This is a genomic window from Microbulbifer maximicatervae (SeqCode), from assembly GCF_052466985.1.
In genome coordinates this window covers 1,328,564-1,351,275 of record NZ_CP174298.1, presented here as the reverse complement: position 1 = coordinate 1,351,275, position 22,712 = coordinate 1,328,564, and the positions used below count along the sequence as shown (strand labels likewise).

General features: G+C 50.1%; 19 protein-coding genes and 2 tRNA genes. 18 read left to right on the top strand and 3 right to left on the bottom strand.

The window, feature by feature from the left end:
- The first annotated feature begins 15 nt into the window (after positions 1-15).
- Positions 16-92 (top strand) — tRNA-Pro (locus ACJJI3_RS05945).
- Between the two features lie 438 nt (positions 93-530).
- Here ACJJI3_RS05945 and ACJJI3_RS05940 read toward each other — a convergent pair.
- Together ACJJI3_RS05940 and ACJJI3_RS05935 are read right to left on the bottom strand one after the other, a co-directional pair.
- Positions 531-607: transfer RNA gene (locus ACJJI3_RS05940), tRNA-Pro, on the bottom strand.
- 69 nt (positions 608-676) lie between these two features.
- Entirely contained in the window at positions 677-1,525 is an 849-nt protein-coding gene (locus tag ACJJI3_RS05935; RefSeq protein ID WP_282932695.1) for an acyl-CoA thioesterase, read from the bottom strand.
- A 349-nt stretch (positions 1,526-1,874) separates the two neighbouring features.
- Between ACJJI3_RS05935 and ACJJI3_RS05930 the strand changes: the two genes are divergently transcribed.
- From ACJJI3_RS05930 to ACJJI3_RS05905, 6 genes are all read left to right on the top strand, one after another.
- The gene (locus tag ACJJI3_RS05930; RefSeq protein ID WP_413665686.1) at positions 1,875-2,555 is read left to right on the top strand and encodes a hypothetical protein; all 681 of its coding nucleotides are present in this window, start codon (positions 1,875-1,877) and stop codon (positions 2,553-2,555) included.
- Positions 2,556-2,884: 329 nt separating this feature from the next.
- Entirely contained in the window at positions 2,885-3,571 is a 687-nt protein-coding gene (locus ACJJI3_RS05925; RefSeq protein WP_282932697.1) for a TetR/AcrR family transcriptional regulator, read from the top strand.
- Positions 3,564-4,118: a DUF1285 domain-containing protein gene (locus ACJJI3_RS05920; protein WP_444941832.1), complete on the top strand. Its 555-nt coding sequence runs from the start codon at positions 3,564-3,566 to the stop codon at positions 4,116-4,118. The genes ACJJI3_RS05925 and ACJJI3_RS05920 overlap by 8 nt, the downstream gene beginning before the upstream one ends.
- A gap of 590 nt (positions 4,119-4,708) precedes the next feature.
- Positions 4,709-6,364 carry a beta-helix domain-containing protein gene (locus ACJJI3_RS05915; protein ID WP_444941831.1) on the top strand — a complete coding sequence of 552 codons (1,656 nt, stop codon included), beginning with the start codon at positions 4,709-4,711 and terminating at the stop codon, positions 6,362-6,364.
- Between the two features lie 122 nt (positions 6,365-6,486).
- Complete coding sequence (locus ACJJI3_RS05910; RefSeq protein ID WP_444941830.1) at positions 6,487-9,207, top strand: TonB-dependent receptor domain-containing protein; 2,721 nt, start codon at positions 6,487-6,489, stop codon at positions 9,205-9,207.
- Between the two features lie 309 nt (positions 9,208-9,516).
- Positions 9,517-9,885, top strand: a complete 369-nt coding sequence (locus ACJJI3_RS05905) for a hypothetical protein (RefSeq protein WP_444897200.1) — start codon at positions 9,517-9,519, stop codon at positions 9,883-9,885.
- A gap of 56 nt (positions 9,886-9,941) precedes the next feature.
- Here ACJJI3_RS05905 and ACJJI3_RS05900 read toward each other — a convergent pair whose 3' ends face one another.
- Complete coding sequence (locus tag ACJJI3_RS05900) at positions 9,942-11,579, bottom strand: electron transfer flavoprotein-ubiquinone oxidoreductase (protein WP_444941829.1); 1,638 nt, start codon at positions 11,577-11,579, stop codon at positions 9,942-9,944.
- 354 nt (positions 11,580-11,933) lie between these two features.
- On the opposite strand from ACJJI3_RS05900, the gene ACJJI3_RS05895 reads away from it, so the two are divergent.
- The 11 genes from ACJJI3_RS05895 to gspK all read left to right on the top strand — a co-directional run bounded on the left by ACJJI3_RS05895 (position 11,934) and on the right by gspK (position 22,702).
- Positions 11,934-12,683, top strand: a complete 750-nt coding sequence (locus ACJJI3_RS05895) for an electron transfer flavoprotein subunit beta/FixA family protein (RefSeq protein WP_282932702.1) — start codon at positions 11,934-11,936, stop codon at positions 12,681-12,683.
- Positions 12,683-13,612, top strand: a complete 930-nt coding sequence (locus ACJJI3_RS05890) for an electron transfer flavoprotein subunit alpha/FixB family protein (RefSeq protein WP_444941828.1) — start codon at positions 12,683-12,685, stop codon at positions 13,610-13,612. Before ACJJI3_RS05895 ends, ACJJI3_RS05890 begins: the two co-directional genes overlap by 1 nt.
- 220 nt (positions 13,613-13,832) lie before the next feature.
- Complete coding sequence (locus ACJJI3_RS05885; RefSeq protein ID WP_413665692.1) at positions 13,833-14,528, top strand: type II secretion system protein N; 696 nt, start codon at positions 13,833-13,835, stop codon at positions 14,526-14,528.
- Between the two features lie 57 nt (positions 14,529-14,585).
- Positions 14,586-16,601, top strand: a complete 2,016-nt coding sequence (gene gspD / locus ACJJI3_RS05880; RefSeq protein WP_413665693.1) for a type II secretion system secretin GspD — start codon at positions 14,586-14,588, stop codon at positions 16,599-16,601.
- Positions 16,598-18,094 (top strand): type II secretion system ATPase GspE, encoded by a 1,497-nt coding sequence (gene gspE / locus ACJJI3_RS05875; RefSeq protein ID WP_444941827.1) that lies wholly within the window; start codon positions 16,598-16,600, stop codon positions 18,092-18,094. Before gspD ends, gspE begins: the two co-directional genes overlap by 4 nt.
- A gap of 2 nt (positions 18,095-18,096) precedes the next feature.
- A complete protein-coding gene (gene gspF / locus ACJJI3_RS05870; protein ID WP_413665695.1) occupies positions 18,097-19,314 on the top strand; it encodes a type II secretion system inner membrane protein GspF in 1,218 nt (405 codons plus the stop codon).
- A gap of 267 nt (positions 19,315-19,581) precedes the next feature.
- Entirely contained in the window at positions 19,582-20,010 is a 429-nt protein-coding gene (gspG, locus tag ACJJI3_RS05865) for a type II secretion system major pseudopilin GspG (RefSeq protein WP_282932708.1), read from the top strand.
- Positions 20,011-20,029: 19 nt separating this feature from the next.
- A complete protein-coding gene (gspH, locus tag ACJJI3_RS05860) occupies positions 20,030-20,596 on the top strand; it encodes a type II secretion system minor pseudopilin GspH (RefSeq protein ID WP_413665863.1) in 567 nt (188 codons plus the stop codon).
- Positions 20,586-20,957 (top strand): type II secretion system minor pseudopilin GspI, encoded by a 372-nt coding sequence (gene gspI / locus ACJJI3_RS05855; RefSeq protein ID WP_413665696.1) that lies wholly within the window; start codon positions 20,586-20,588, stop codon positions 20,955-20,957. The genes gspH and gspI overlap by 11 nt, the downstream gene beginning before the upstream one ends.
- Before the next feature lie 5 nt (positions 20,958-20,962).
- Positions 20,963-21,652 carry a type II secretion system minor pseudopilin GspJ gene (gene gspJ, locus ACJJI3_RS05850; protein WP_444912991.1) on the top strand — a complete coding sequence of 230 codons (690 nt, stop codon included), beginning with the start codon at positions 20,963-20,965 and terminating at the stop codon, positions 21,650-21,652.
- A 48-nt stretch (positions 21,653-21,700) separates the two neighbouring features.
- Positions 21,701-22,702 carry a type II secretion system minor pseudopilin GspK gene (gene gspK, locus ACJJI3_RS05845; RefSeq protein ID WP_444941826.1) on the top strand — a complete coding sequence of 334 codons (1,002 nt, stop codon included), beginning with the start codon at positions 21,701-21,703 and terminating at the stop codon, positions 22,700-22,702.
- Positions 22,703-22,712 lie beyond the last annotated feature (10 nt).

Sequence of the window (22,712 nt, the reverse complement as noted above, 5' to 3'; positions counted from 1 at the left end):
TAGTATTCGCGGCCTCGGTGAGTAGCGCAGCCTGGTAGCGCACTTCGTTCGGGACGAAGGGGTCGGAGGTTCGAATCCTCTCTCACCGACCATACAAAAAGAAAAAGCCCGCTTTAGCGGGCTTTTTTGACTCTGAACTTTTAGCTTGAGCTGACGAAAAACCGTTCAGATTGCCCCTTACTTTCCCTCAGCACATCGCACCTGGAAAAAGTGCAAGCAACTCCTACTTGTACCTTGTTGGGGCCCCACCTTAGAGCCACTTGCTATTCAGCTTCGTTAAATCAGGGGCTAATGCGGAAGCGCACTACAAAAGTCAGATGCGTTGGGGGCAAATAAAGAATTGGGTTCAAAAATACCGGCTAGGCCTTGAGTATGGCTGGCTTAACTATTTTCACCGATAAACAACTAAGAAATTACACCCTCAAGGCAGCTGTGTAATTACCCATGTAAACCTTTAGAGTAAAAGCTCTACTAGGAATGAAATCATAAACACAAAAAAGCCCGCTAAAAGCGGGCTTTTTCTTTTTGTATGGTCGGTGAGAGAGGATTCGAACCTCCGACCCCTTCGTCCCGAACGAAGTGCGCTACCAGGCTGCGCTACTCACCGTTTTTTGTTCCGCAACATTTGCGAAGGGGCGGCACTATAGCAGCAATTTTTCTGCTGTAAACCACTGATTTAATTTTTTATTTGTCGAATCAGTCCCTCTTGGCAGGTAGACGCTACCAGCGTTCCGTCGCGGGTGAAAATCTGGCCGCGGGTAAAGCCTCTGGCACCGGTTGCCGAAGGGCTATCCGTTACATAGAGAAGCCATTGATCCAGGCGGAAATCGCGGTGAAACCACATCGCGTGGTCAACGCTCGCCGGCATCAATTGGGGGTCGAATAAGGATATGTCGTGCGGCTGTAGGGAGGTACCCAGGAGTCCCATATCGGATGCATAGCAAAGTGCTGCCCGGTGCTCCATCGGGTCATCCGACATCTCGCCCTCTGCCCGCAGCCAGAACATGCATTTGGCTTCGCGAGTTTCAGCGCCAAAGTAGCTTTGCGGGTCTACCGGACGAAAATCGATCATATAGCGCCGCTGATCGTACTGCGGGCTAACCAATCCAGCTTCCAGGGCCAGCTCCTGGGTGTTTTTCAGGCTCTCAGGAGAGGGAATCTCGACACAAGGCAGGTCGGCCTGGTGGTCAAATCCTGGTTCCCGAATTTGGAAGGAGGCGGACATATTGAAGATCGCGCGCCCGCGCTGCTTGGCGACTACGCGACGAGTGGTAAAGCTACCGCCATCGCGGATTGGGTCTACTTCGTAGATCACCGGTAGCTCACTAGAGCCAGGGCGGAGGAAGTAGGCGTGCAGGGAGTGGGGTAGGCGATGCTCAACGGTACGAGTTGCTGCCATCAGTGCTTGGCCCAGAACTTGCCCGCCAAAAAGCACTTTACGATAATTTTCAACGTGATGACGACTGCGGAAGAGATTTCGATCCAGCTCTTCAACATCCAATAACTTACCTAATTTTTCCAACATAAGGGATTTTGCCCGTTACCTATTCCACTTAACAGAGTTTGCAGATGGGGAGCTTTGCGCTCTTAATCAAAAGGATAATAACAGCAAATCCCTTTAACCCCATTCATATTTTGAACGTTAGGCCCATTTTGGTCACAGGTGCCACCTCGTATAGCTATCCAGCTCTTTTCCATACACTAGCTACTGATTTTCTCAGTCAAGTTGAAACTCTGTGCTATTGACTATTGCGACTTGTCGAATTCTTGCTTATTTCTGTGGTATAAAGCGCCAATAGTTGTTGGGACAGTTGGACTAATTCGTTTGCAGCTATCCAACAAAGATTGAATAAGAGAAGTAGGAGATACCACAGGTGCCACACAACAATATTGATATACGTCCACCACTGAATTTCGGCAAGGTTGTCAGTCGGCACCGTACCGCAAAGGCTGTGGCTGGAGGGGTTGGCTCCGCTGCTTATTATGGGGTGTGGGGTGCACAGACGGCTACAGGTGCCACACTAACCGGCCTGGCTACCGGTGCAGCGGCTGCGACTTCTGCGACGGGTATTGGTTTGGTTGTTGCTGGAACAGCATTGTCCATTGGTTACGCTGGTTTGGCGGCCCGATCCGCATACAAGACCAATAATCACCTCAATGCTCTGAAAAAAATCTACGAAAACAGGAAGTCGTATAGCTGTCCTTGTAAAGGATCGGTCGCCCACGACTATGTTTCTGGCCAAGTGCTTCCTTATATCATCGAACAGAAAAGCAAAAAGTTGCATCGCAAGATGGTTGAAGCGACTCCGGGAATCGCCTCAGTAGAGTATGCGCGCAAGGCAGTAAAAAACCTGTACAAGCGTTCACAGGGTACGCTCGGCAAAAAACGTACTTTTGCTGCAGAGTGGTTGGCGCAGCATTTGATTTCTCATGATTGTGAATTAGCTAATGCGATTGTTGCAGAGCTCTACTCAGAGGAGGAAATGCTCTGGATACGCACGCAGGACAACGATGTAGTCGCGCCTCTGTTGGAGCTAAAGCTGAAGTCCGTTTAATAGTGGCTTCTTGTGTTCTGGTGTAGTTCTTGATTTCATTCGGAAGTATTGGGGTAATGGACTACCCCGCAATCACTCAATCGTCGAATTTTATGTGTTATGTGCAATGCTTGGGCTCGCCAAGCGTCACCACATGCTAAAATAAAAGGTCTGCTCTCAGCTTAAAATTGGCTCATTTTGAGTAAATTTTGAGCAAAATGGCCTAATATTTTTAATATTAGGCAGTCTAATTCCCCGATTTACTTTTCCAACCGACTTGAATTGCCTATCATTCATGAATGAATAGTCAATTTCAGTCCCCATTTTTACGGGCAAAGAAGGTCGGAAGTATGGATAAGGCAAAAGAGAAGGTTCAGCGGTTCCGCGCGCGGGAGCAGCGTATCCTGGATGCGGCTCTGGAGCTTCTGTTGGAGCACGGTGAAGAGAAAGTCACGGTCGAACAGATTGCCGAGCGTGTGGATATCGGTAAGGGCACGATTTACAAGCACTTCATTTCCAAGACAGAAATCTACATGCGTTTGCTGATGGATTATGAAAAATCCCTCGCTGAACGTCTCAAGACCGCTGTAGCCCTGGCCGAGCAAGGTGATATCACCGCTCCAGCCCGCGCCTATTTTGAATCTCGTATGGCCGATCCTGGCAAAGATAGACTCTTCCAGCGCCTGGAGGAGAAGATTATCGCGTTGAACCTGGCTCCAGAAATGATTGCGGAGCTCCACAATATTCGTAATTCCAATGCCACCTCTCTCAATCGGGTCTTTGAGCGCCGTATGGAGCAGGGCATGCTGAAGAACGTTCCTGCATACTTCTATTACTCAACATACTGGGCGCTTGTGCAAGGGGCGGTAGAGCTTTATCACTCCAAGTCTTTTGCCAATGTAATAGAGGACAGGGAAGGTTTGATGGAGTTTATTATGGATGTGGGTGTGCATATCGGTGATATGTCCTCTCGCAAAACGCCAGAGGGAAGCCAAACAAGCCATCACAGCGATTCTGCGGGGTCCGCCCTTGGCTGAGCCCCTGTTCCAGCAGCTGCAAAAATTACAGGCTGAATTTCATGGGCATCCACCTGTAGAAAGGTGGAACCCAGAGCTTTGTGGGGATATGGATATGGTCATCAAATCTGATGGCCGTTGGATCCACGAGGGAACAGAGATTCGTCGTCACCCTCTTGTGAAACTGTTTGCCAGCATTTTGAAACGTGAGGGGGATGAGTACTTCCTTGTCACCCCTGTCGAAAAGCTGCGAATCACAGTGGAGGATGTTCCATTTGTGATCACTCAGGTGGCCCGCAACCCCGGAATTACTCATCAACAGCTACTTTTCACCACAAATGTGGGCGACGTTGTTGAGCTGTCGGAAGAGGGGCAGTGGCAACTGAGAGACTTTGGTGCTCCGCCGCAGCCAATCCCCTACCTGGAGATTCGAGGGGGGTTACAGGCTCGCGTTTCCCGTGATGTTTTTTACCAGTTGGTAGACTGGGCGCTTGAAGGGGGGCGCGATACCGATAAGCTTTTTGTGCAAAGTGACGGAAGAGATTTCCTGCTGGGTTCTTGCAATTAGATAGCTCCCGGTTCCTGCTGGCGGATTCCTCGCGCCTCAGCGCTGATTTGTAGCTGGGGCTTTAATTCATAGCCTTGCTCTTCACTGTTCGAGCTTAGAAAGTATTTGCTTGACTCTATAGCATCTAACTTTACTCTCTCGACGAACTTTCCTTATTAAAATCTTTAGTATCAAACTATTTAGTGGATGCCACTATCGCTCCTGTATTTTGATTACCACTATGGAATTTATACTTGATTGTGCCGGTGCTTGCTTGAATCCGGAAAATAGCCCGGGAATATACATATCTATACTATTTATCTATGGTGTTGGTGTATTTCATTTCTATTAAAAAAATAGTGTTTGAAATCTTATGGAAATATAAATGTATTTGTTCTGAAAGAAATAAAATATTAATTCGATAATTTACGGAAATATCTAAATAAGTAACAAATCCGCAACAGTGCATTTCTAAACTCCCCTCCGTCCAAATCGCTACGGCGAAACAAAAAATATAGTTTTTATTTGCTTGGTTGCTGCCATTTATTTTTTTAAAAATGGCGGAGTTGAAGCAATTAAAGTTTTGGATTGAAATTCCTATAGGGGGAAACATGAAGCGAGTACAGAATAAGCTCTTGCTGGCAGCTGCGATTGCTGCGCTATTAGCTGGTTGTGACGGTGGCGGTGTGAGTATCGAGCCGGAAACAGTAGATAACTCGGTGGACAATTCTATCACCAATCCAGGTGGTGATTCTTCGGATGAGAATCCATGTGCAACTATAGAAAGTTCTAGTGTACAAGGTGAATATAGCGATAGTAACTGCTATTACACTGCTGACTTTGTTTCTGCAGCAAACCCCTTGACTGAAGATTTGTATTTGGCTGCGCTGGATAACGATGGGGCTCATATCTTTAGTGGCAGTCTGTTTGTTGGTGAAAGTTATTCCAGCGACTCTGACCTGACTGCAGCAGGGATTTCTGAGGGCGGTGATGGCGTTAAGCTAGAAATTCAAGCGGGTGCTACTATCGCCTTTAAAGATAATTCAGCATTTATGGTTGTAAACCGTGGATCACAAGTATTCGCTCGCGGTACTGAAACTTCACCAATCACTTTCACCTCAGAGACTGATGTCCTCGGCACTGTAGGTCCCGAAGAGGTTTCACAGTGGGGGGGGATGGTTATAAATGGCTTTGGCGTAACCAATAAGTGTCAGTACACAGGCTCTATTGATGTCGGCAATCTAGCCCTTGCTGGTGAGTGTCACGTAGCTGCTGAAGGTTCCACCGATGACAACACCTCCTATTACGGTGGAGACAATAATGCCGACAGCTCTGGCGAGCTTTCTTATGTTGTTGTAAAGCACACGGGTGCTGAAGTTGCCAGTGGTGACGAGTTGAACGGAATTGCATTTGACGCCGTGGGTAATGGAACAACCATTCGCAACCTTCAAACTTACTCCACTTATGATGACGGTATCGAATTCTTCGGCGGTGCCGTAGATGTAGAAAACTATGTTGCGCTGTATGTTCGTGATGACTCCATTGATATCGATGAAGGTTATCGCGGAAGCATTACCAATGCGTTGGTGATTCAAAGTGAGACCGACGGCAATCACTGTATTGAGGCCGATGGAATTGGGTCCTACAGCGATGCTACTGACTATTCTTCGTTGATTGGCCAGGGGCTAAATAGTCGCCCGGTAATTGACGGTCTGACCTGCATTATTTCCGCTCAAGAAGAGGGTACCCATGATCCGGGCGCTGGTTGGCGTCTGCGTGAGGGAATTTACCCGATGATCACCAACTCCATAATTGTTGCTTCCTTCTTCGCTGATGAGACCGGAGTGGCTGGGGATAACTACTGCCTACGTGTTGAGAGCTCTCAGACTCGGGATGAAGCGTCTGCAGGCACCGAGGTGGCCCTGACTTCTAATATTTTTGCTTGTGAAGATCGAACTAAAACTGATGAAGATAGTTTTGATGTGGAGACTTGGGCTGTAGATAGTGGCAATCAATTTGCCACCATCTCCGGTGAAGTTAACCCAACCTCTGACGCCGATACAGACTTTGTTTTGCTCGGCGGCTCTCCTGCGATGTTTACCGTTGACGAATCTGCTCAAATGATCGATGGCATTGCACCGACAGTTTCTGCCGAGTTGGGTCGCGCCTATTTGGGAGCGCTTGAGCAGGATGGTACCGACTGGACTAAAGGTTGGACCTATGGCCTGCATCAAGGTGACCGCGCTCAACCTCTGTGGTTTGAGTAATAGCTTGAGGTAGCGGTCTGGGATACAGCTCCCGATCATTTAAGGCGCCGCCTTCGCTGATGGAGTCGGCGCCTTCTTTGATTTCAGACCGCGATTCTTTGGAACGAAAAGAGGCCGGTTCGATGGCTAAGTATGAAAAATTTCAAAGGGCGCCGCTTGTTTTAGCGATAGCTGCGGGCTCGACATTTGCTTCCGTTGCGTCTGCACAAGATGCAGAGCTGGTTGAAAACTCTACACCTGAAGTTGAAGAGGTTATTGTCCATGGGCGCCTTAGAGACTCAGCTGAAGTCCTAATTAGCGAGCGCCTGGAGGAGGAGGTAGTTACGGATATCCTCGGGGCTGAGATGATCAGCAGGGTGGGGGACTCTACCGTAGCCGCAGCGCTGCGACGAGTATCTGGATTATCCCTGATAAGTGACAAGTTCGTTTACGTAAGGGGCTTGGGTGAGCGATATTCAAGTACAACTCTCAATGGTTCGACGGTGCCATCCCCGGATCTGACCAGAAATGTCATCCCGCTAGATCTATTCCCAACCTCTATCGTGGAATCGCTGGCGGTACAGAAGAGCTACTCGGTAGATAAGTCTGCCTCGTTTGGTGGTGGCAATGTTGACATCCGAACTAAGGGGATACCTGATGATCTGACTTACTCTGTCGAAATTGGTACAGGTAGCAACAGTGAAGTTAGTGGGGATGCGCTCAGCTATAGCGGTGGAGATGATGATATTTGGGGCACCGATGATGGAACCCGGGCTATGTCTGGGGAAATTTCTGCAGCCCTGCAACGCTTTAAAGGAGATCTGACGGTTGCAGGTATTCGTGACACCCTGATTGCTGAAGGTAATGAGTATTCCAGTAATCAGGAGGCATATGAAGCGGCGCAAGCAATAAACAGGGAATTGGCCCTGGGCTTGAACCGTGATATTTCAATCACAAAGGCGTCTACTGATCCCGATCAAGATTATAAGGCTAGCGTGGGGAACCGCTTCTACTTTGGGGATGATTGGGAGCTTGGTTTTCTGGCTGGAGGCTCTTACAAGAGTAAGTGGAGGGAAGGTGAGCGAATTATTCGTGATTACGGTAATCCGGAAGAGCAGATTGATCATCGAGATGAGTCTACTTACTCCGTGGATATCAGTGGAAACTTAAACCTGGGCTTGCGTTTTTCGGATGAACATGTGGTTGAAAGTACCAGCTTGTTCTTAAGGAATACGGATGATGAAACCTCTATCCGCGACTATTTTAATTCAAACCGCTTGTTATCTGACGGCACTGGATTTAGAAACTACGAACTGAAATATGAAGAACGGGAGTTGGAGCTTCACCAGCTAAAAGGGAGCCATTCCCTTGGCCCGGAAACTAAGGGGCTGCTGCCTGTTGGTTTGTTAAGCTGGATTCCTGAGGAATTGGTGGTTGACTGGTTTTATTCCGATGCGACAGCGATGACTGACATTCCCAATCAGGTTGAGGTTATTGCGAGTACCGAAACCGATCCGGAAACAGGTGAAGTTCTCAGTTCAACAGTGGATATTGCTTCGCGGAGCGCTAGCTTCCGATTTACTGAGCTGGAGGATGAGGTTCGAAACTACGGTTGGTCTGCAACATTGCCTGTTGAATTTTCCTCGTCCACGCTGGAGTTGAGTGGAGGATTTGCTCGGATTGAGAAAGGTCGCTCCTATAAGCAAACTGAGTTCGGATTGGATATCTTCAGTGTTGCTGATAGCGCAATTCTTGATGGCCCTCTGGGTGATGTGTTCAGTGATACCAATATTACCGATGATGAGAATAATTTTGTTTTTGCCAAGTCTGGTAGTAACAAGCAAAGTTATTTGGCCGCTACTTCGACAGATGCGGTCTACGGTAAATTCGATTGGACTCTTGAGGAAACCTGGCGTATTTCAGCTGGGGCCCGATGGGAGGACTATAGTCAAGCTGCTTTAGAGTGGAACCCCTATAGTTTCTCACAAAGTGAACCACAGATTACGAATGACCCCGAGGAGTTGGCTGAAGCGGTATATACGGATGATGATATTTATCCTTCATTATCCTTGACCTATATGGGGTCATTTTGGGCGGAGACATTCCAGTTGAGATTCGGTGCATCCAAGACCGCTGTTCGGCCCGACTTGCGTGAAATTACCGACGCTATTTATATAGATCCGCACACTGATGATCAGATCAGGGGGAATTCCAATGTTCGGCCGTCGGAGATCGACAACTACGATATTCGTGCAGAGTGGTTTTTTGATAGCGGCGATAGCCTGACTATTTCGGCTTTCTATAAGGATATTGTTAATCCTATTGAGTTTTTTGAAGCTGCCTCAAGTGATGACAATATTGCGCGAGAGATTATAAATGCTGAGTCTGGTGAGATTACCGGTATAGAAATAGAGGGTATGAAAAGCCTTGGCTTTATCTCTGACCCAATGGATAGCTTCTTCCTGCAGGGCAATATTACGCTTCAAGACTCGGAAATTGTTGCCGGTGATGAGGCTGATGCACCGACTAATGCAGTCCGCGAAATGACAGGGGCATCTGATTATGTGGTTAATATGCTACTCGGCTTTGATAGCCCGGACGGGAACCATTCTGCCAGCTTGGTTTACAACGTATTTGGTGAGCGCCTTTACAAAGCGGGGCGAGACCCTCATCCCGATTCATTTGAGCAGCCATTCCACTCTCTGGATTTGACTTACTTCTGGTATCCAACTGATGAGGTGACGGTGAAGGCGAAAGTGCAGAACCTTTTGGGTGAAGTCATTGAAATTGAGAGACAGGGTGTCACCGTTTTTGAAGAGGAGGTTGGGCAGACTTTCGCATTGAGCGCGCAGTATAAGTTCTAAAGATCAGTGAGGGTAGGCGCGCATTGGTGTGTCTACCCATTTTAGTATTCTTGAGCAGATTTGCTGCTGTCTAACGTCTAGGTTTCTATGTGACATGTTAAAGCGATGAGGTGGCCCATCGTAAATTGCTATCTTCGCATGGCTTTTGATATGGATATAATATCGCTAACAGGGGCATCTCAATGAAGAGCAGTTGATTCACTTCATAGTATATAGCCGCTCTTTGCTAATCCTGAGTATCAGGCGGTACACTTCTACTGCTTGGCGTTTTTTTAAATACACTATAGGTTTTAGGGAGAGGGTTTATTCATGGATTTTAAAAATATTGATAGAGCTAAGCGGGTAGCTATAGGCTTCTTTTTGTTGTTGAGTGCTGTTTCAAATGCTTGGGCCATTGGTGATGGTGGGACAAGAAAGTTAGAGTCGGTCCGTTTAGTGGGTGATGATCAGATCGCTTTTGAGGCGTATTCAGATGACTTTCTCAATCCAGATGGTTGCGAAAGGTCTGATAGAATAGTAATACAGGCTGATGCGGTTGATGCAGATCAAAAGTTAAGTGTTGCTATGACTGCACTAGTTGCTGACAAAAGAGTGGCCGTTTGGGTGAGTGGTTGTTCAAATACTGCCTGGGGTTATACGGTACCTACTTTACTCTCTTTAGGGATATTGCGAGATTAACTTTCTCACATAAAAAAATGGCGCCATCGGCGCCATTTTTTTATGAGTAGACCCAATTACATATTTGGATAATTGGGGCCGCCGGCACCTTCAGGGGTTACCCAGACAATATTTTGGGTTGGGTCCTTAATGTCACAGGTCTTACAGTGTACGCAGTTTTGAGCGTTGATCTGGAAGCGCTTACCGTTGGCGTCTTCAATAACCTCATAAACACCGGCAGGGCAGTAGCGCTGCGCGGGTTCATCGTAAATCGGCAGGTTGTGACTCAGCGGAACTTCTGGGTCCTTCAGGGTCAGGTGGCAAGGCTGGTCTTCTTCATGGTTAGTATTGGAAATAAACACGGAAGATAGCTTGTCAAAACTGAGTACGCCGTCGGGCTTCGGATAGTCAATCTTTGCGCAGTCAGCAGCAGGCTTGAGCTGGGCGTGATCAGCCTTGGTGTCGCGCAGGGTCCAGGGAAGCTTGCCTTTAAAGATATTGATATCCACAAATGCATAGGCAGATCCCAGAATGTTGCCCCATTTGTGCTGGGCAGGGCCGAAGTTGCGCTGCATGTGCAGCTCTTTCCAGGCCCAGCTATCGCGATACTTGGTGGTGTAGTCGGTCAGCTCTTCGCTATTGCGCTCAGCGGCGAGGGCTTCAACTACAGACTCAGCCGCGATCATGCCGGATTTCATCGCGGTGTGATTGCCCTTGATCTTGGCAAAGTTCAGGGTGCCGGCGTTATCACCGATCAGCAGGCCGCCAGGGAAAGTCATTTTCGGCTGGGATTGAAGGCCACCTTTTACTATGGCGCGGGCACCGTAGGCGACGCGCTCGCCACCTTCCAGGTACTGCTTGATTACCGGATGGTGTTTATAGCGCTGGAACTCGTCAAATGGACTCACATGGGGGTTGCTATAGGCGAGGTCAGTAATCAAGCCGACAACAACCTGGTTGTCTTCGAGGTGGTAAAGGAAGCCGCCACCGTGGGTGGAGCTTTGTTCCAGCGGCCAGCCAGCAGTGTGAACAACCAGGCCTTGCTGGTGTTTGTCCGCAGGGACTTTCCAAATCTCTTTAATACCGATGCCGTAGTGTTGTGGGTCGGCATCTTCGTCTAGCTTAAAGCGTTCGATCAGCTGCTTGCCCAGGTGACCGCGACAACCTTCAGCGAAGAGAGTGTATTTGGCATGCAGCTCCATGCCCGGCATGTAAGAGTCTTTTTGCTCTCCGTTCATGCCGATGCCCATATCGCCAGTAGCGATACCTTTTACAGAGCCATCTTCGTTGTACAAAATTTCAGCAGCGGCGAACCCAGGGAAGATTTCCACTCCCAGGCTTTCGGCTTGTTCTGCCAGCCAACGGCACAGGTTGCCGAGACTGATAATGTAGTTGCCCTCGTTGTGCATGGTGCTGGGCACAAACATGTTGGGGACTTTTATAGAGTTCTCTTCGCTGCGCAGGACGTAGATGTCGTCGCCTTTTACCTCAGTATTGAGGGGGGCTCCACGTTCTTTCCAGTCGGGGAAGAGTTCATTAAGGGCGGTGGGCTCAAATACAGCACCGGATAGGATGTGAGCTCCTACTTCTGAGCCTTTCTCCACGACACATACAGAGACGTCTTCATTGAGCTGACGAATACGACAGGCCGCGGCCAATCCAGCGGGGCCGGCACCCACGATCACTACATCGTATTCCATTGATTCGCGTTCCACGGCACTCTCCTCAGCAGTTGTATTCAACTTTTTTGCGGCCAATCCGGCCTTATCATTTATATTGCTGGCGGATTATATAGGCGTTTAATCAACCCTACCAATTGCATGACTATTCATTTGCTATGGCAAATGCGCTGTATTTCAACGGCTTACTGGGGGTGGATAGGTGGTTCTTATTCCCGGAAATAGATTTTGTGAATGGCAGGAGGGACTTCCATTTGACTATTGATTTTGCGCTATAGAACCGCCACCATACACGCCGTTCAAACACTTGTTTGACCAGAACACCGTATCCGTTCGCGACGTGAATTATCAGTCGCGGCTGTTAAAAAGCATATTTGAGACGGGATTTCCATGAAAGTTCTTGTAGCTGTGAAACGCGTTGTTGACTACAACGTCAAGGTTCGCCCCAAGGCGGACGGCTCTGACGTTGATACAGCCAACGTCAAAATGTCTATCAACCCCTTCTGCGAAATCGCAGTAGAAGAGGCGGTGCGCTTGAAGGAAAAAGGCGTTGTCAGCGAGATAGTCGCCGTTTCCATGGGCTCCAAGCAATGCCAAGAGCAAATCCGCACTGCACTGGCCCTGGGTGCCGACCGCGGTATCCTGGTTGAGACCGATGCTGAGCTGCAGCCTCTGGCAGTAGCCAAATGCCTGAAAGCGATTGTTGAGAAAGAAGAGCCTCAAATGGTAATTCTGGGCAAGCAGTCCATCGATGGCGATAACAACCAGACCGGCCAGATGCTGGGTGCTTTGACTGGCATGGGGCAGGGTACCTTCGCCTCTGAAGTTGCCGTAGAAGGCGACGCTGTTAAGGTAACTCGTGAAATTGACGGCGGCCTGCAGACTGTTGAACTGAAACTGCCTGCCATTGTTACTACTGACCTGCGCCTGAATGAGCCGCGTTACGCCTCGCTGCCTAACATCATGAAGGCAAAGCGTAAGCCTCTCGATACCACGACCCCGGATGAGCTGGGCGTTGATATTACTCCCCGCACCAAAACCCTGAAAGTTGAGCCGCCGGCTGAGCGTCAAGCAGGCATTAAGGTTGCTGACGTTGCTGAACTGGTAGAGAAACTGAAAAACGAGGCGAAGGTAATCTGATGAGCATTCTGGTTATTGCTGAACACGACAACGCCGAACTGAAGGGCGCTACGCTCAACACCATCGCTGCTGCCAAGGCTATTGGTGGTGATGTTGCTGTATTGGTTGCTGGATCTGGCTGCGGCCCTGTAGCGGAAGCTGCTGCTAAAGCTGAAGGCGTTTCCAAGGTACTGCTGGCAGATAATGCCGCTTACGAGCACCAGTTGGCTGAGAACGTTGCCAAGCTGGTAGCGGACTTGGGTAAAAACTACGGTCATATCCTGGCTCCAGCCACTACTACCGGCAAGAACATGCTGCCACGCGCTGCTGCGCTGCTGGATGTCCAGCCGATTTCCGACATCGTCGCTGTTGAAAGTGCAGATACTTTCAAGCGCCCGATTTATGCTGGTAACGTCATTGCCACTGTACAGAGCTCCGATGCCATCAAGGTAATCTCTGTACGTACCACTGCCTTTGACGCCGTGGCGGCTGAAGGTGGAAGTGCAGCGGTTGAGTCTGTAGATATCGCGGATGACGCTGGTGTTTCCTCTTTTGTCGGCGAAGAGCTGGCTGTATCCGATCGTCCTGAGCTGACCGCTGCGAGCGTAGTCATTTCTGGTGGCCGCGGCATGCAGAATGGCGAAAACTTCGAAATGCTGTACAAGTTGGCCGACAAACTGGGTGCTGCAGTTGGTGCCTCCCGTGCTGCTGTGGATGCAGGCTTCGTACCTAACGATATGCAGGTTGGCCAAACCGGTAAGATCGTTGCTCCTGACCTGTATATTGCCGTTGGTATCTCTGGCGCAATCCAGCATTTGGCAGGTATGAAAGACTCCAAAGTTATCGTAGCCATCAATAAAGACGAAGAAGCACCGATCTTCTCTGTTGCTGACTACGGTCTGGTAGCTGACCTGTTTGAAGCTGTACCAGAGCTTGAAACAAAGCTGTAATGCCCGATTGCTATACTAGCGGGCATTGAAAAAGGCGGCGTCATGCCGCCTTTTTTCGTTTTTTGGTGACAACCTGCGGAACTAGTGTGCAATTTAAGGGACGAAATGAGGGTTTGCGGCGTTTAACTTGAAAGAGCGTTGCCTTTCCCGGGCTGAGGCAAGAAAATAGGCGTCAAAAACCAATAACCTCAGAAAGTTGAACTTGTATGTGGGTATGTTCATGTCCCCTCTAGCGCGAGCCGTTGGCTCAATTGGCAATAAGTTTGCCCAGGGCGAGTCGAGCAAAGGTCTCTCCCGTGGCACTATGGCGGCGTCAGCTATTGGCCTGTTGTGGTTGTCTGGCAATTTGTTTGCCTATGGCTCCCTATTGGTCCCAAGCGATCCTCAGGAATCCCTGCTCGCGGAGCGCAAAAGCCCGAGAGGTGCTCCTCCCCCCAGCGCTGCCAGTCTTCCCAGCACGCCGTTCTTTGGACGTGCTGAACCTAAAAAGGCTACAGAAGTCCCTGAAGTCGACCTCGAAAATATTCCTCTGACCCAGCTGAATATTGTTTTATCCGGTGTTTTTGACAGCTCCAATAAAACCAAAGCCAGTGCTCTGGTGTCGGAGAAAGGTAAACCCTCCAAGCGTTTGTATGTCGGTGATCGGCTTCCGGGTGGCGCCGAACTTTATTCTGTTGAGGTTGACCATGTGGTTCTTCGTCGTAATGGCAGGATGGAAAAACTGACATACCCAGAAGTGGACGGAAGGCCAAACGTACCATTGAGAGGCGTCAGCAGTTCCAGACAGAGAACGTCAAGTTCCAGCTCCTCCAGAAGAACTGCTCAAAGAGATGAGAACCAGCAGAACATTCGGGAGAGAATGGAGCAGCTGCGTGAATTGGCCCGCGAGCGTCGTGCTCAGCGTGAGCCTAAATAAAAACTATCTACCTAGATTGTTTTGATTTTTTGAACATTTACTAGAGCCAGATAAATAATGATGAAGATGTTTTATCGACGGCTGCTTGCGGTCGGATTGAGTTTTTTTGTTTGTACTGCAACGCTGGCTCAGGGCCCGGAGCGGGTTACCCTTTCTCTCGACAATGCAGACATTCGTGATCTGATCAATTGGGCTGCTGATTTCACTGGCAAAAATATTATTGTCCACCCGAATGTTAAGGGTAAGGTCACCGTAGTTGCCGGTGACCCAATGACTCACAATGAAGCCTTTGATGTATTTATGTCGGTGCTTCAAGTCAATGGCTTTAGCTTGGTGGAACAGGGCGGAACCTGGAAAGTGGTTCCCGATGCGCTGGCCAAGCAGCAGGCGATACCTGTCGCAGATGAGACCACTCGAGCTCCTGCGGAATCCCTGGTTGTTCGCACGGTAAGGGTTGAGAATATTTCCGCTTCACAGCTGATTGCTATGTTGCGCCCGCTGATTCCGCAAACTGGGCACTTGGCTGCTTATGCTGATACCAACACTCTGATTATTGCTGACCGCGCTGCGAATATTGACCAAATTATTCGCCTGGTGAAGCAACTTGACCGCGCCGGCGCTATTGATATTGAAGTGGTGCCGTTGATGTTTGCTTCTGCGAAGGAAGTAAAGCAAGTTCTTACCGATCTACTTCAATCGAGTGGAGGCAAAGCGGGTAAGGAAGTGCAACCGCTGCGTATTTCTGTTGATGAACGCTCCAATAGTATTCTCCTGACCGGAGACCCTGTTACCCGCCAGCAGATTAAGACGGTAATAGGCCGTCTCGATGCACCGCTGGATGGCGAAGGCAACACCGCAGTAGTTTATATCCAGTATGCCAATGCAGCAGATCTGAAGCCTATCCTCGAGGGTATGAGCGGTAGCATCCAGAACACAGAGAAAGACCAGCAAGCGGCGAATATTGAAGTCAGCATTCAAGTTAACGAATCGCTCAACGCACTGGTGTTAACTGCTCCTCCCGCTCTCCTTGAAACCATGAAAGGTGTTATTGCCAGGTTGGACGTGCGCAGAGCGCAGGTTTTGATTGAGGCAATTATTGTAGAGGTAGTTGAAGGTACAGGTAGCGAACTGGGTATTAGTTGGATTGCTGGTTCCGGCAGTAATGCTGTTGCCGGCTGGAATAACCAGTTAGGTACGGATTCCGATGGGGAACCCAACCCATTTTCACTTCCTGTGACTGATTTGGTGGGAGCTGGCGCATTGCACCTGGGCTACCTCAGTGGCGGTGATATCCGTGCTGCGATTAATGCCGTAGCGTCAGAGAGCAATACCAATATCCTTTCTACACCAACAATTATGGCTTTGGATAATGAAGAAGCTGAGATTTTGGTGGGCCAGAACGTACCTTTTATTACCGGTGAACAGTTGCTGTCTGGTAGTAACGATGATCCGTTTACCACCATCCAGCGTGAGGATGTGGGTACCACTCTTAAAGTGATTCCCCGTGTGAATAACAACAACTCGGTTACTCTCGAGATCGAGCAAAAGGTTGAAAACGTTTTGTCTTCTGCTACGGCTGCAGCGGAAGGTGCGTCCGACATCGTTACCAGCAAGCGTGAGATCCGCACAAAAGTATTGATCGATGATGGCGCGATCCTGGTACTGGGTGGTTTGATGGAAGATCAGGTTAATGAAACCGTGTCCAAAGTGCCTCTCCTCGGTGATATTCCCGGCATTGGTCGCTTGTTCAGAAACACTGAGAAGAGTGTTAGCAAAACTAATCTGATGGTGTTCCTGCGTCCCAGAATCCTCAGCAGTCAGGTTGCTGGCTATGAGGAGACGCGCAAGCGCTACATGGATATGCAGCAGAAGCAAATATTCCTAAAAGACCGCACCAGCCTGATCTGGGATTGGCACCGCGGTGATGTACTACCTGACCTGATGCCGCCAACAGGCACCTACAACGAGAGCCCTGCGCCAGTAGATGGTTCTATAGATGGTGCTGCCATTGAATCAGTCGAAGAAGACGTGGATGTTGAGGTTGAGGTGTTGGAGGTAGAAGAAGCTAAATGACGGCTGAAACAGGAACAGGGACTCCAACAATTCGCCGCCTTCCTTACGCTTTCGCAAAGCGTCACAAGGTTCTGTTAACCGAGCAGGAAGGCAAACCCCTCTGCCAATATGTGGCGCCGCTGAGCCCATCAGCGATTGCCGAAGTACAGCGCATCAGTGGTGCGGCTGTATCTTTGGAGGCTGTAGAGGAAGATGTTTTCCAGGGTGCTTTGCAGCGCCTGTATGAAAACAGGGAGGGTGGCAACCTCTCCGAAGTCGAAGGCCTGGGTGAAGACCTGGATCTTGCAGCGGTCGCCGATTCGCTGCCTGAGACTGAGGACTTGTTGGAACAGGAAGACGATGCACCTATCGTCAAATTGATCAACGCAATTTTTGCCGAGTCGCTGAAGCAGGGCGCCTCGGATATTCATATTGAAACTTTTGAGAAGCGCCTTGTCGTGCGCTTCCGGGTCGATGGTGTACTTCGTGAAGTACTGCAACCCCGGCGCGCTCTGGCTCCATTGCTGGTATCCCGTATTAAAGTAATGGCAAAACTGGATATCGCCGAGAAACGCGTGCCTCAAGATGGCCGGATCTCCCTTTTGATGGCTGGCCGAGAGGTAGATGTACGTGTCTCTACCATGCCGTCATCGGCGGGTGAGCGGGTGGTAATGCGTTTGCTGGATAAGCAAGCGGGCAAAATGGACCTGAGTAAGCTGGGGATGGCAGATCGCGACTTGCGCGTGATGACAGACCTGTTGGGACACCCCCACGGCATTATCCTGGTGACCGGGCCAACGGGCTCTGGTAAAACCACCACCTTGTACGCTGGCCTCGGTAGTATCAATAACCGTGAGAAGAACATTCTGACGGTCGAGGACCCGGTGGAATACAACCTGGAAGGGGTTGGACAGACTCAGGTAAATACCAAAGCTGATATGACTTTCGCCCGGGGGCTTCGCGCGATCCTGCGTCAGGACCCGGATGTAGTGATGGTCGGTGAGATTCGAGACCTGGAGACTATGCAGATTGCAATCCAGGCGAGTTTGACCGGACACTTGGTACTTTCAACCCTGCACACCAACACCGCTTTGGGTTCGGTAACCCGTCTGGTGGACATGGGAATTGAACCCTTTCTGCTGTCGTCCAGCGTGATTGGTGTTCTTGCCCAGCGCCTGGTGCGAGTTCTGTGTCCTGAATGCAAGCAACCTCATGTGGCTGACAGTAGCGAGCGTGAGGTTTTGGGCGTCGGGCCTGAAGAGGAAGCCATCATCTATCGACCTAATGGCTGTGAAGAGTGTAATCACAGTGGCTATGTCGGTCGTATCGGTATCTATGAATTGGTGCCGCTCAACGAAGTGATGCGCCAATTGATCCACGATCGCGCTTCAGAGAGCAAGTTGGTTGCGGAAGCACGCAAGCTCGGCCCCAGCATCCGTGATGATGGCGTAGAGAAAGTACTAGCGGGTAGGACCTCCCTTGAGGAAGTACTACGAGTTACGCAGGAGTCCTGATTGTGGCAGCTTTTGAGTATACAGCGCTGGCAGCATCCGGCCGCAAGAGTCGCGGTACGCTCGAGGCGGATAGCGCGCGCGCTGCGCGGCAGCAACTGCGCGCGAAAGGCATGGTGCCCCTGGAAGTCAGTGCAGCTACCGAGAAAGAAGAGAAGGGCGGCGCCAGCTTTCTATCTGGTAGCCCTGGGCTGAGTGTTAAAAACCTGGCCCTGCTAACTCGTCAGATGTCCACCTTGCTTCGAGCGGGAATTCCCCTGGAAGAAACCCTAGGGGCCATTGCCAACCAGACACGCAACCAAAAAATCAAACGCGTGGTATTGGCTGTTCGGGGCAAAATTCTTGAAGGGCACAGTTTCGCCTTGGCCCTGAGCAGTTTTCCACGGGCATTCCCCAAACTCTATCGCGCTACGGTTGAAGCAGGGGAGCACTCTGGTCATTTGGATGCGGTGCTGGATCGCCTCGGTGACTACACGGAAGGGCAGCAGCAATTTCGGCAGAAGGTGCAGCTGGCTCTGATCTACCCAGTTGTTTTGGTATTTATCTGTGTATTGGTTGTAACCGGTTTGATGGTGTACGTGGTACCTGATGTTATCGAGGTATTTACCGGCACCGGGCAGGTTTTGCCGCTGGCTACCCGCATTCTGGTCTCCATGAGCGATTTTATTTCTGCCTGGGGCTGGCTGGTGCCGCCGGCACTTGGGGCGCTCATTTTTGGCGCTGTGATGATGCTGCGGCGCCCGGCAATTCGGTATCGTTTCCACCACCGTTTGCTGGAGCTGCCAATTATTGGCTGGATGATGCGAGGGACACAGAGTGCTCGCTATGTAGGGACCCTGGCGATTCTTACGGGCAGCAGTGTGCCGCTGGTTCAAGCCATGGGTATCGCCGGTGGAGTAATGACCAATACCTTCCTTAAAGACCGACTCGATGCGGCTCAAAAGAGCGTGCGCGAGGGCGGGAGCCTTCGTAAAGCCCTGGAAGATGTAGGCTATTTCCCACCGATGATGATCTATATGATCGCAAGTGGTGAATCTTCAGGCACTCTTGATGAAATGCTTCAGCGTGCGGCGGATTCGCAAGAGCAGGATTTGCAGGGTGCGGTAACTGCCTTTGTGAGCATCTTTGAACCTCTGATGCTGCTGATAATGGCTGCCATCGTGTTGTTCATCGTTATGGCTATTATGATGCCAATTCTGAGCATGAACGAATTGGTTGTTTAATGCTCAAATTAGGTGTAGGTCAAAGAGAAATTGCGTAGCTGCTTCAGGAGGTTGGTATGAAATCCTTGCGCAACAGCGCCGGCTTTACACTGCTAGAGGCGTCGAAGATTCTTGTTGGGCTGGGAGCGGCAGTTTTGCTGGGCATGTTGCTGCTTTAGGCTGGGGAATCGTGTAATTTACTGATTTGGTGACTTTTAAATAATTGGGGTCACGAAGGGTATCGTGACCCTTGGGGTTCCCAGAGTTAGAGTGAACTAGGAGAGAAAAATGAAAACCCTACGTAAAAGTGGTGGCTTTACCCTGATTGAAATTATGGTGGTGATCGTAATTCTCGGGGTGCTTGGTGCACTGGTTGTACCTAATGTTCTTGGCAAGACCGGCGAAGCTCGAATGAAAGCGGCCAGGGTTGACCTTAAAGCTATCGAGACTGCACTAGACCTTTACCGCATGGATAACTTTGTCTACCCCAGCTCTGATCAGGGCCTGATGGCACTGGTATCCCGCCCATCCGGCTTCCCCGAAGCGAAGAACTGGACTGAGCCCTACCTGAAGAAAGCGCCAAAAGATCCCTGGGGCTATGAATATCAGTACATCAGCCCAGGCAGTGCCGGTGCCTACGACCTATTCACCCTCGGTGCCGATGGCAAAGCGGGCGGTGAGGGCGAAGCTGCTGATATCTACGTTACTGACCTGTAACACCTGAAATTTGCACTTGATGTATAGCATCGGTCGAAGCCGTGGCTTTACGCTGATCGAACTGTTGGTAGTGATTGTCATCATCGCCTCTCTGGCGGGCATGGCGACTCTATCGATGGGGAATTCCGGCGGGCGCGTGTGGCAAAAAGAAGCCCAGCGCTTGTCGGCCCTTTTGCAGTTGGTTGCGGATCGAGCCCTGATTGACAAAATGCATTACGGCGTTGTTTTTGAGCAGGGCACTTATAGCGTGGTGCATTTTGAGCAAGAAACAATGACCTGGTTGCCGATAGATTCGGTTGCGTCGGGGAGGCGTGCTGCGCGTTTTGCCACCCATGAATTGCCGGAAATTGTTCGCCTTGAAGTGATAACTGAGGCGGAGCTGCCGTCGACAGAATCCACGGAATTTGCAGAAGAGACCAATGAAGATCGAGTCGTTCCGCAATTTGTTGCTCTCTCCAGTGGAGAGGTACTTCCCGTGGAAGTTGCCATGTACCTTGTTGAGAATGGCGACGACGTTCGAGGTGCGACTATTTCTTACACCAGCCTGAACGGATTGCAGCTAGAGTGGCAGGCCGATGAATTTTAAGGGTGCTCAACGCGGCTTTACCTTGATTGAGACATTGGTTGCTCTATTTATGTTCGGCATCATTGCCATCGCTGTTTTGGGGGCAATGCAGGGTAGTGTTCATAAGCAGCGGATGATGGAAGATCGCCTAGCGGCAAACTGGGTCGCCCAGCAGGTACTTTCCCAAGTTCGTGTTCAAACTCCTTGGCCCCCTATAGGCGAACAAACAGATCAGGTGACACTTGGGCAAAGGGAGTGGGAGGTGAGGGCCCGTGTGGAAGCCACCACTAATGAGCGCTTGCGCCATATTATTATTGAGGTTGGCCACCTGGACGCAGAAAACCCAACCTTGACCCTGGATGCCTGGGCGGCGGAGGAATAGCGAGTATGCCTGTACGCCTTCCCAGTCAGTCGGGCTTTACCCTCGTTGAAGTCCTTGTCGTTTTAGTTCTCGTTGCCATTATCAGTGTCGGTTGCTTCTCACTATTGGGACTCTTCTTTGACACTGAAGAGGTGGTAGATCAGAGAGCGGAACAACTGCGCCGTTTCTCCATGGCGATGTATCGCATTGACAATGATTTTCGGCAGATCACAGCTCGTGCAGTTAAGAATGCCTATAGCGGCTATGAGCACGCTCTGCGTGGTGACGAGGATGAATTGGAATTTACACGCCTTGGTGCAGCTAATCTCACCGGCGAACCTCGTGGAGAGCTATTGCGTTTGAGTTATAGCCTTGGTTACTCCGAGGACCTTGAAAGCGACTCCTTGACAATCGGTGTTGAAGGGGAGGATGAGGATATCGGCGGATTGCTACTACGCAGCCGTTGGCAGGTTCTGGATCGATCCCCAGATTCTGAGTCTATTGCCGAACCCCTTCTCATGGGGGTTGAAAGCTTGACTCTTCAATACCTGGACCCAGAGAGTGATGCCTGGGTTGCCCAGTGGCCGCCGGTTAGCAATACCAACTCCACGACCAGTGCTGATATACGTCTTCCCAAAGCGATTGAATTTGTGATTATCACCCGGCAGTACGGAGAGGTTCGCCGCGTATTCCAACTCTTGCCTGCCGAAGACTAATGGCTCTACCAGTAACCCGCCCTAGTGGCTCTCCCAGGTACTTAGACAATGACGAGTAGAGTAATACCGGTACCGATAGCACGCCAAACAGGAGTTGCTTTGATTGTTGTGCTGCTGGTAATGGTGATCGCTATTTCGGCGGTAACTCACTCTATAATGCGCGATCAAATTTCGATCTCCCGTAGTGGTGCGTTGCTTGCCAATACTCAGCTTGCTGAGTTTGTCGAAGCCGCAGAAGCCTGGACGCGTGTATCTCTGTTAGAGGACTTTGAAGAAGATCAGGATGCTAACGAAAATGTAGATCACAGTTTGGAACCCTGGGCGTTTCCCGTTCTACAATTCAATCCCGATAACGGAAAAATTCGGATGAATATCAAGGACTTACATTCATGTTTTAATGTGAATAATTTGTCCGATAGCAGTAATAGCGATCAGTTTGAGATCTTTCAGCGCCTGGTGAATAACACTACAGGGAAGTCAGATCTCGCTAAGTCAATTGCAGATTGGGTGGACGATGGCGATACCCCACGAACGTCGGGGACAGAGGATGACGGCTATTTGGGTATGGAACTCGCCCACAGAACACCGGACATAATGATCAGTGATACTTCTGAATTGTCATCGGTAGTGGATATGGAGCTGGAGGACTGGCAGAAACTGGAACCTTTCATTTGTGCCCTCCCGGAGACAGGAACCCTGGTAAATATCAACACTGCTTCTGAGGAGCTGATCGAGGCGATTGAGCCTTCCGCAAGTGTTTCCAAGTTGGTGCAACTCCGCGAGTCGGGCGGCTATATCAGTGATTCGAGTGAATATGCGGATTATGGCATTGCTAACTCGGCGCCTTTTACCTTTCAAAGCCAGCACTTTCTGGCGCGTATTGCTGTCCAACTCGGGGACGATGGAGATTACCGGCAGTATTGGGAGTCCGCCCTGGTTCGGAACAACACAGATGGCACGGTTCGGGTGCGCCAGCGCCAGCGCCGGACCTTTTCTGGTCAAATGTTGCAGGAGCTACTCGACTACGAAAGTACTGAAGAGAGTGAATAGTTAGAAATTG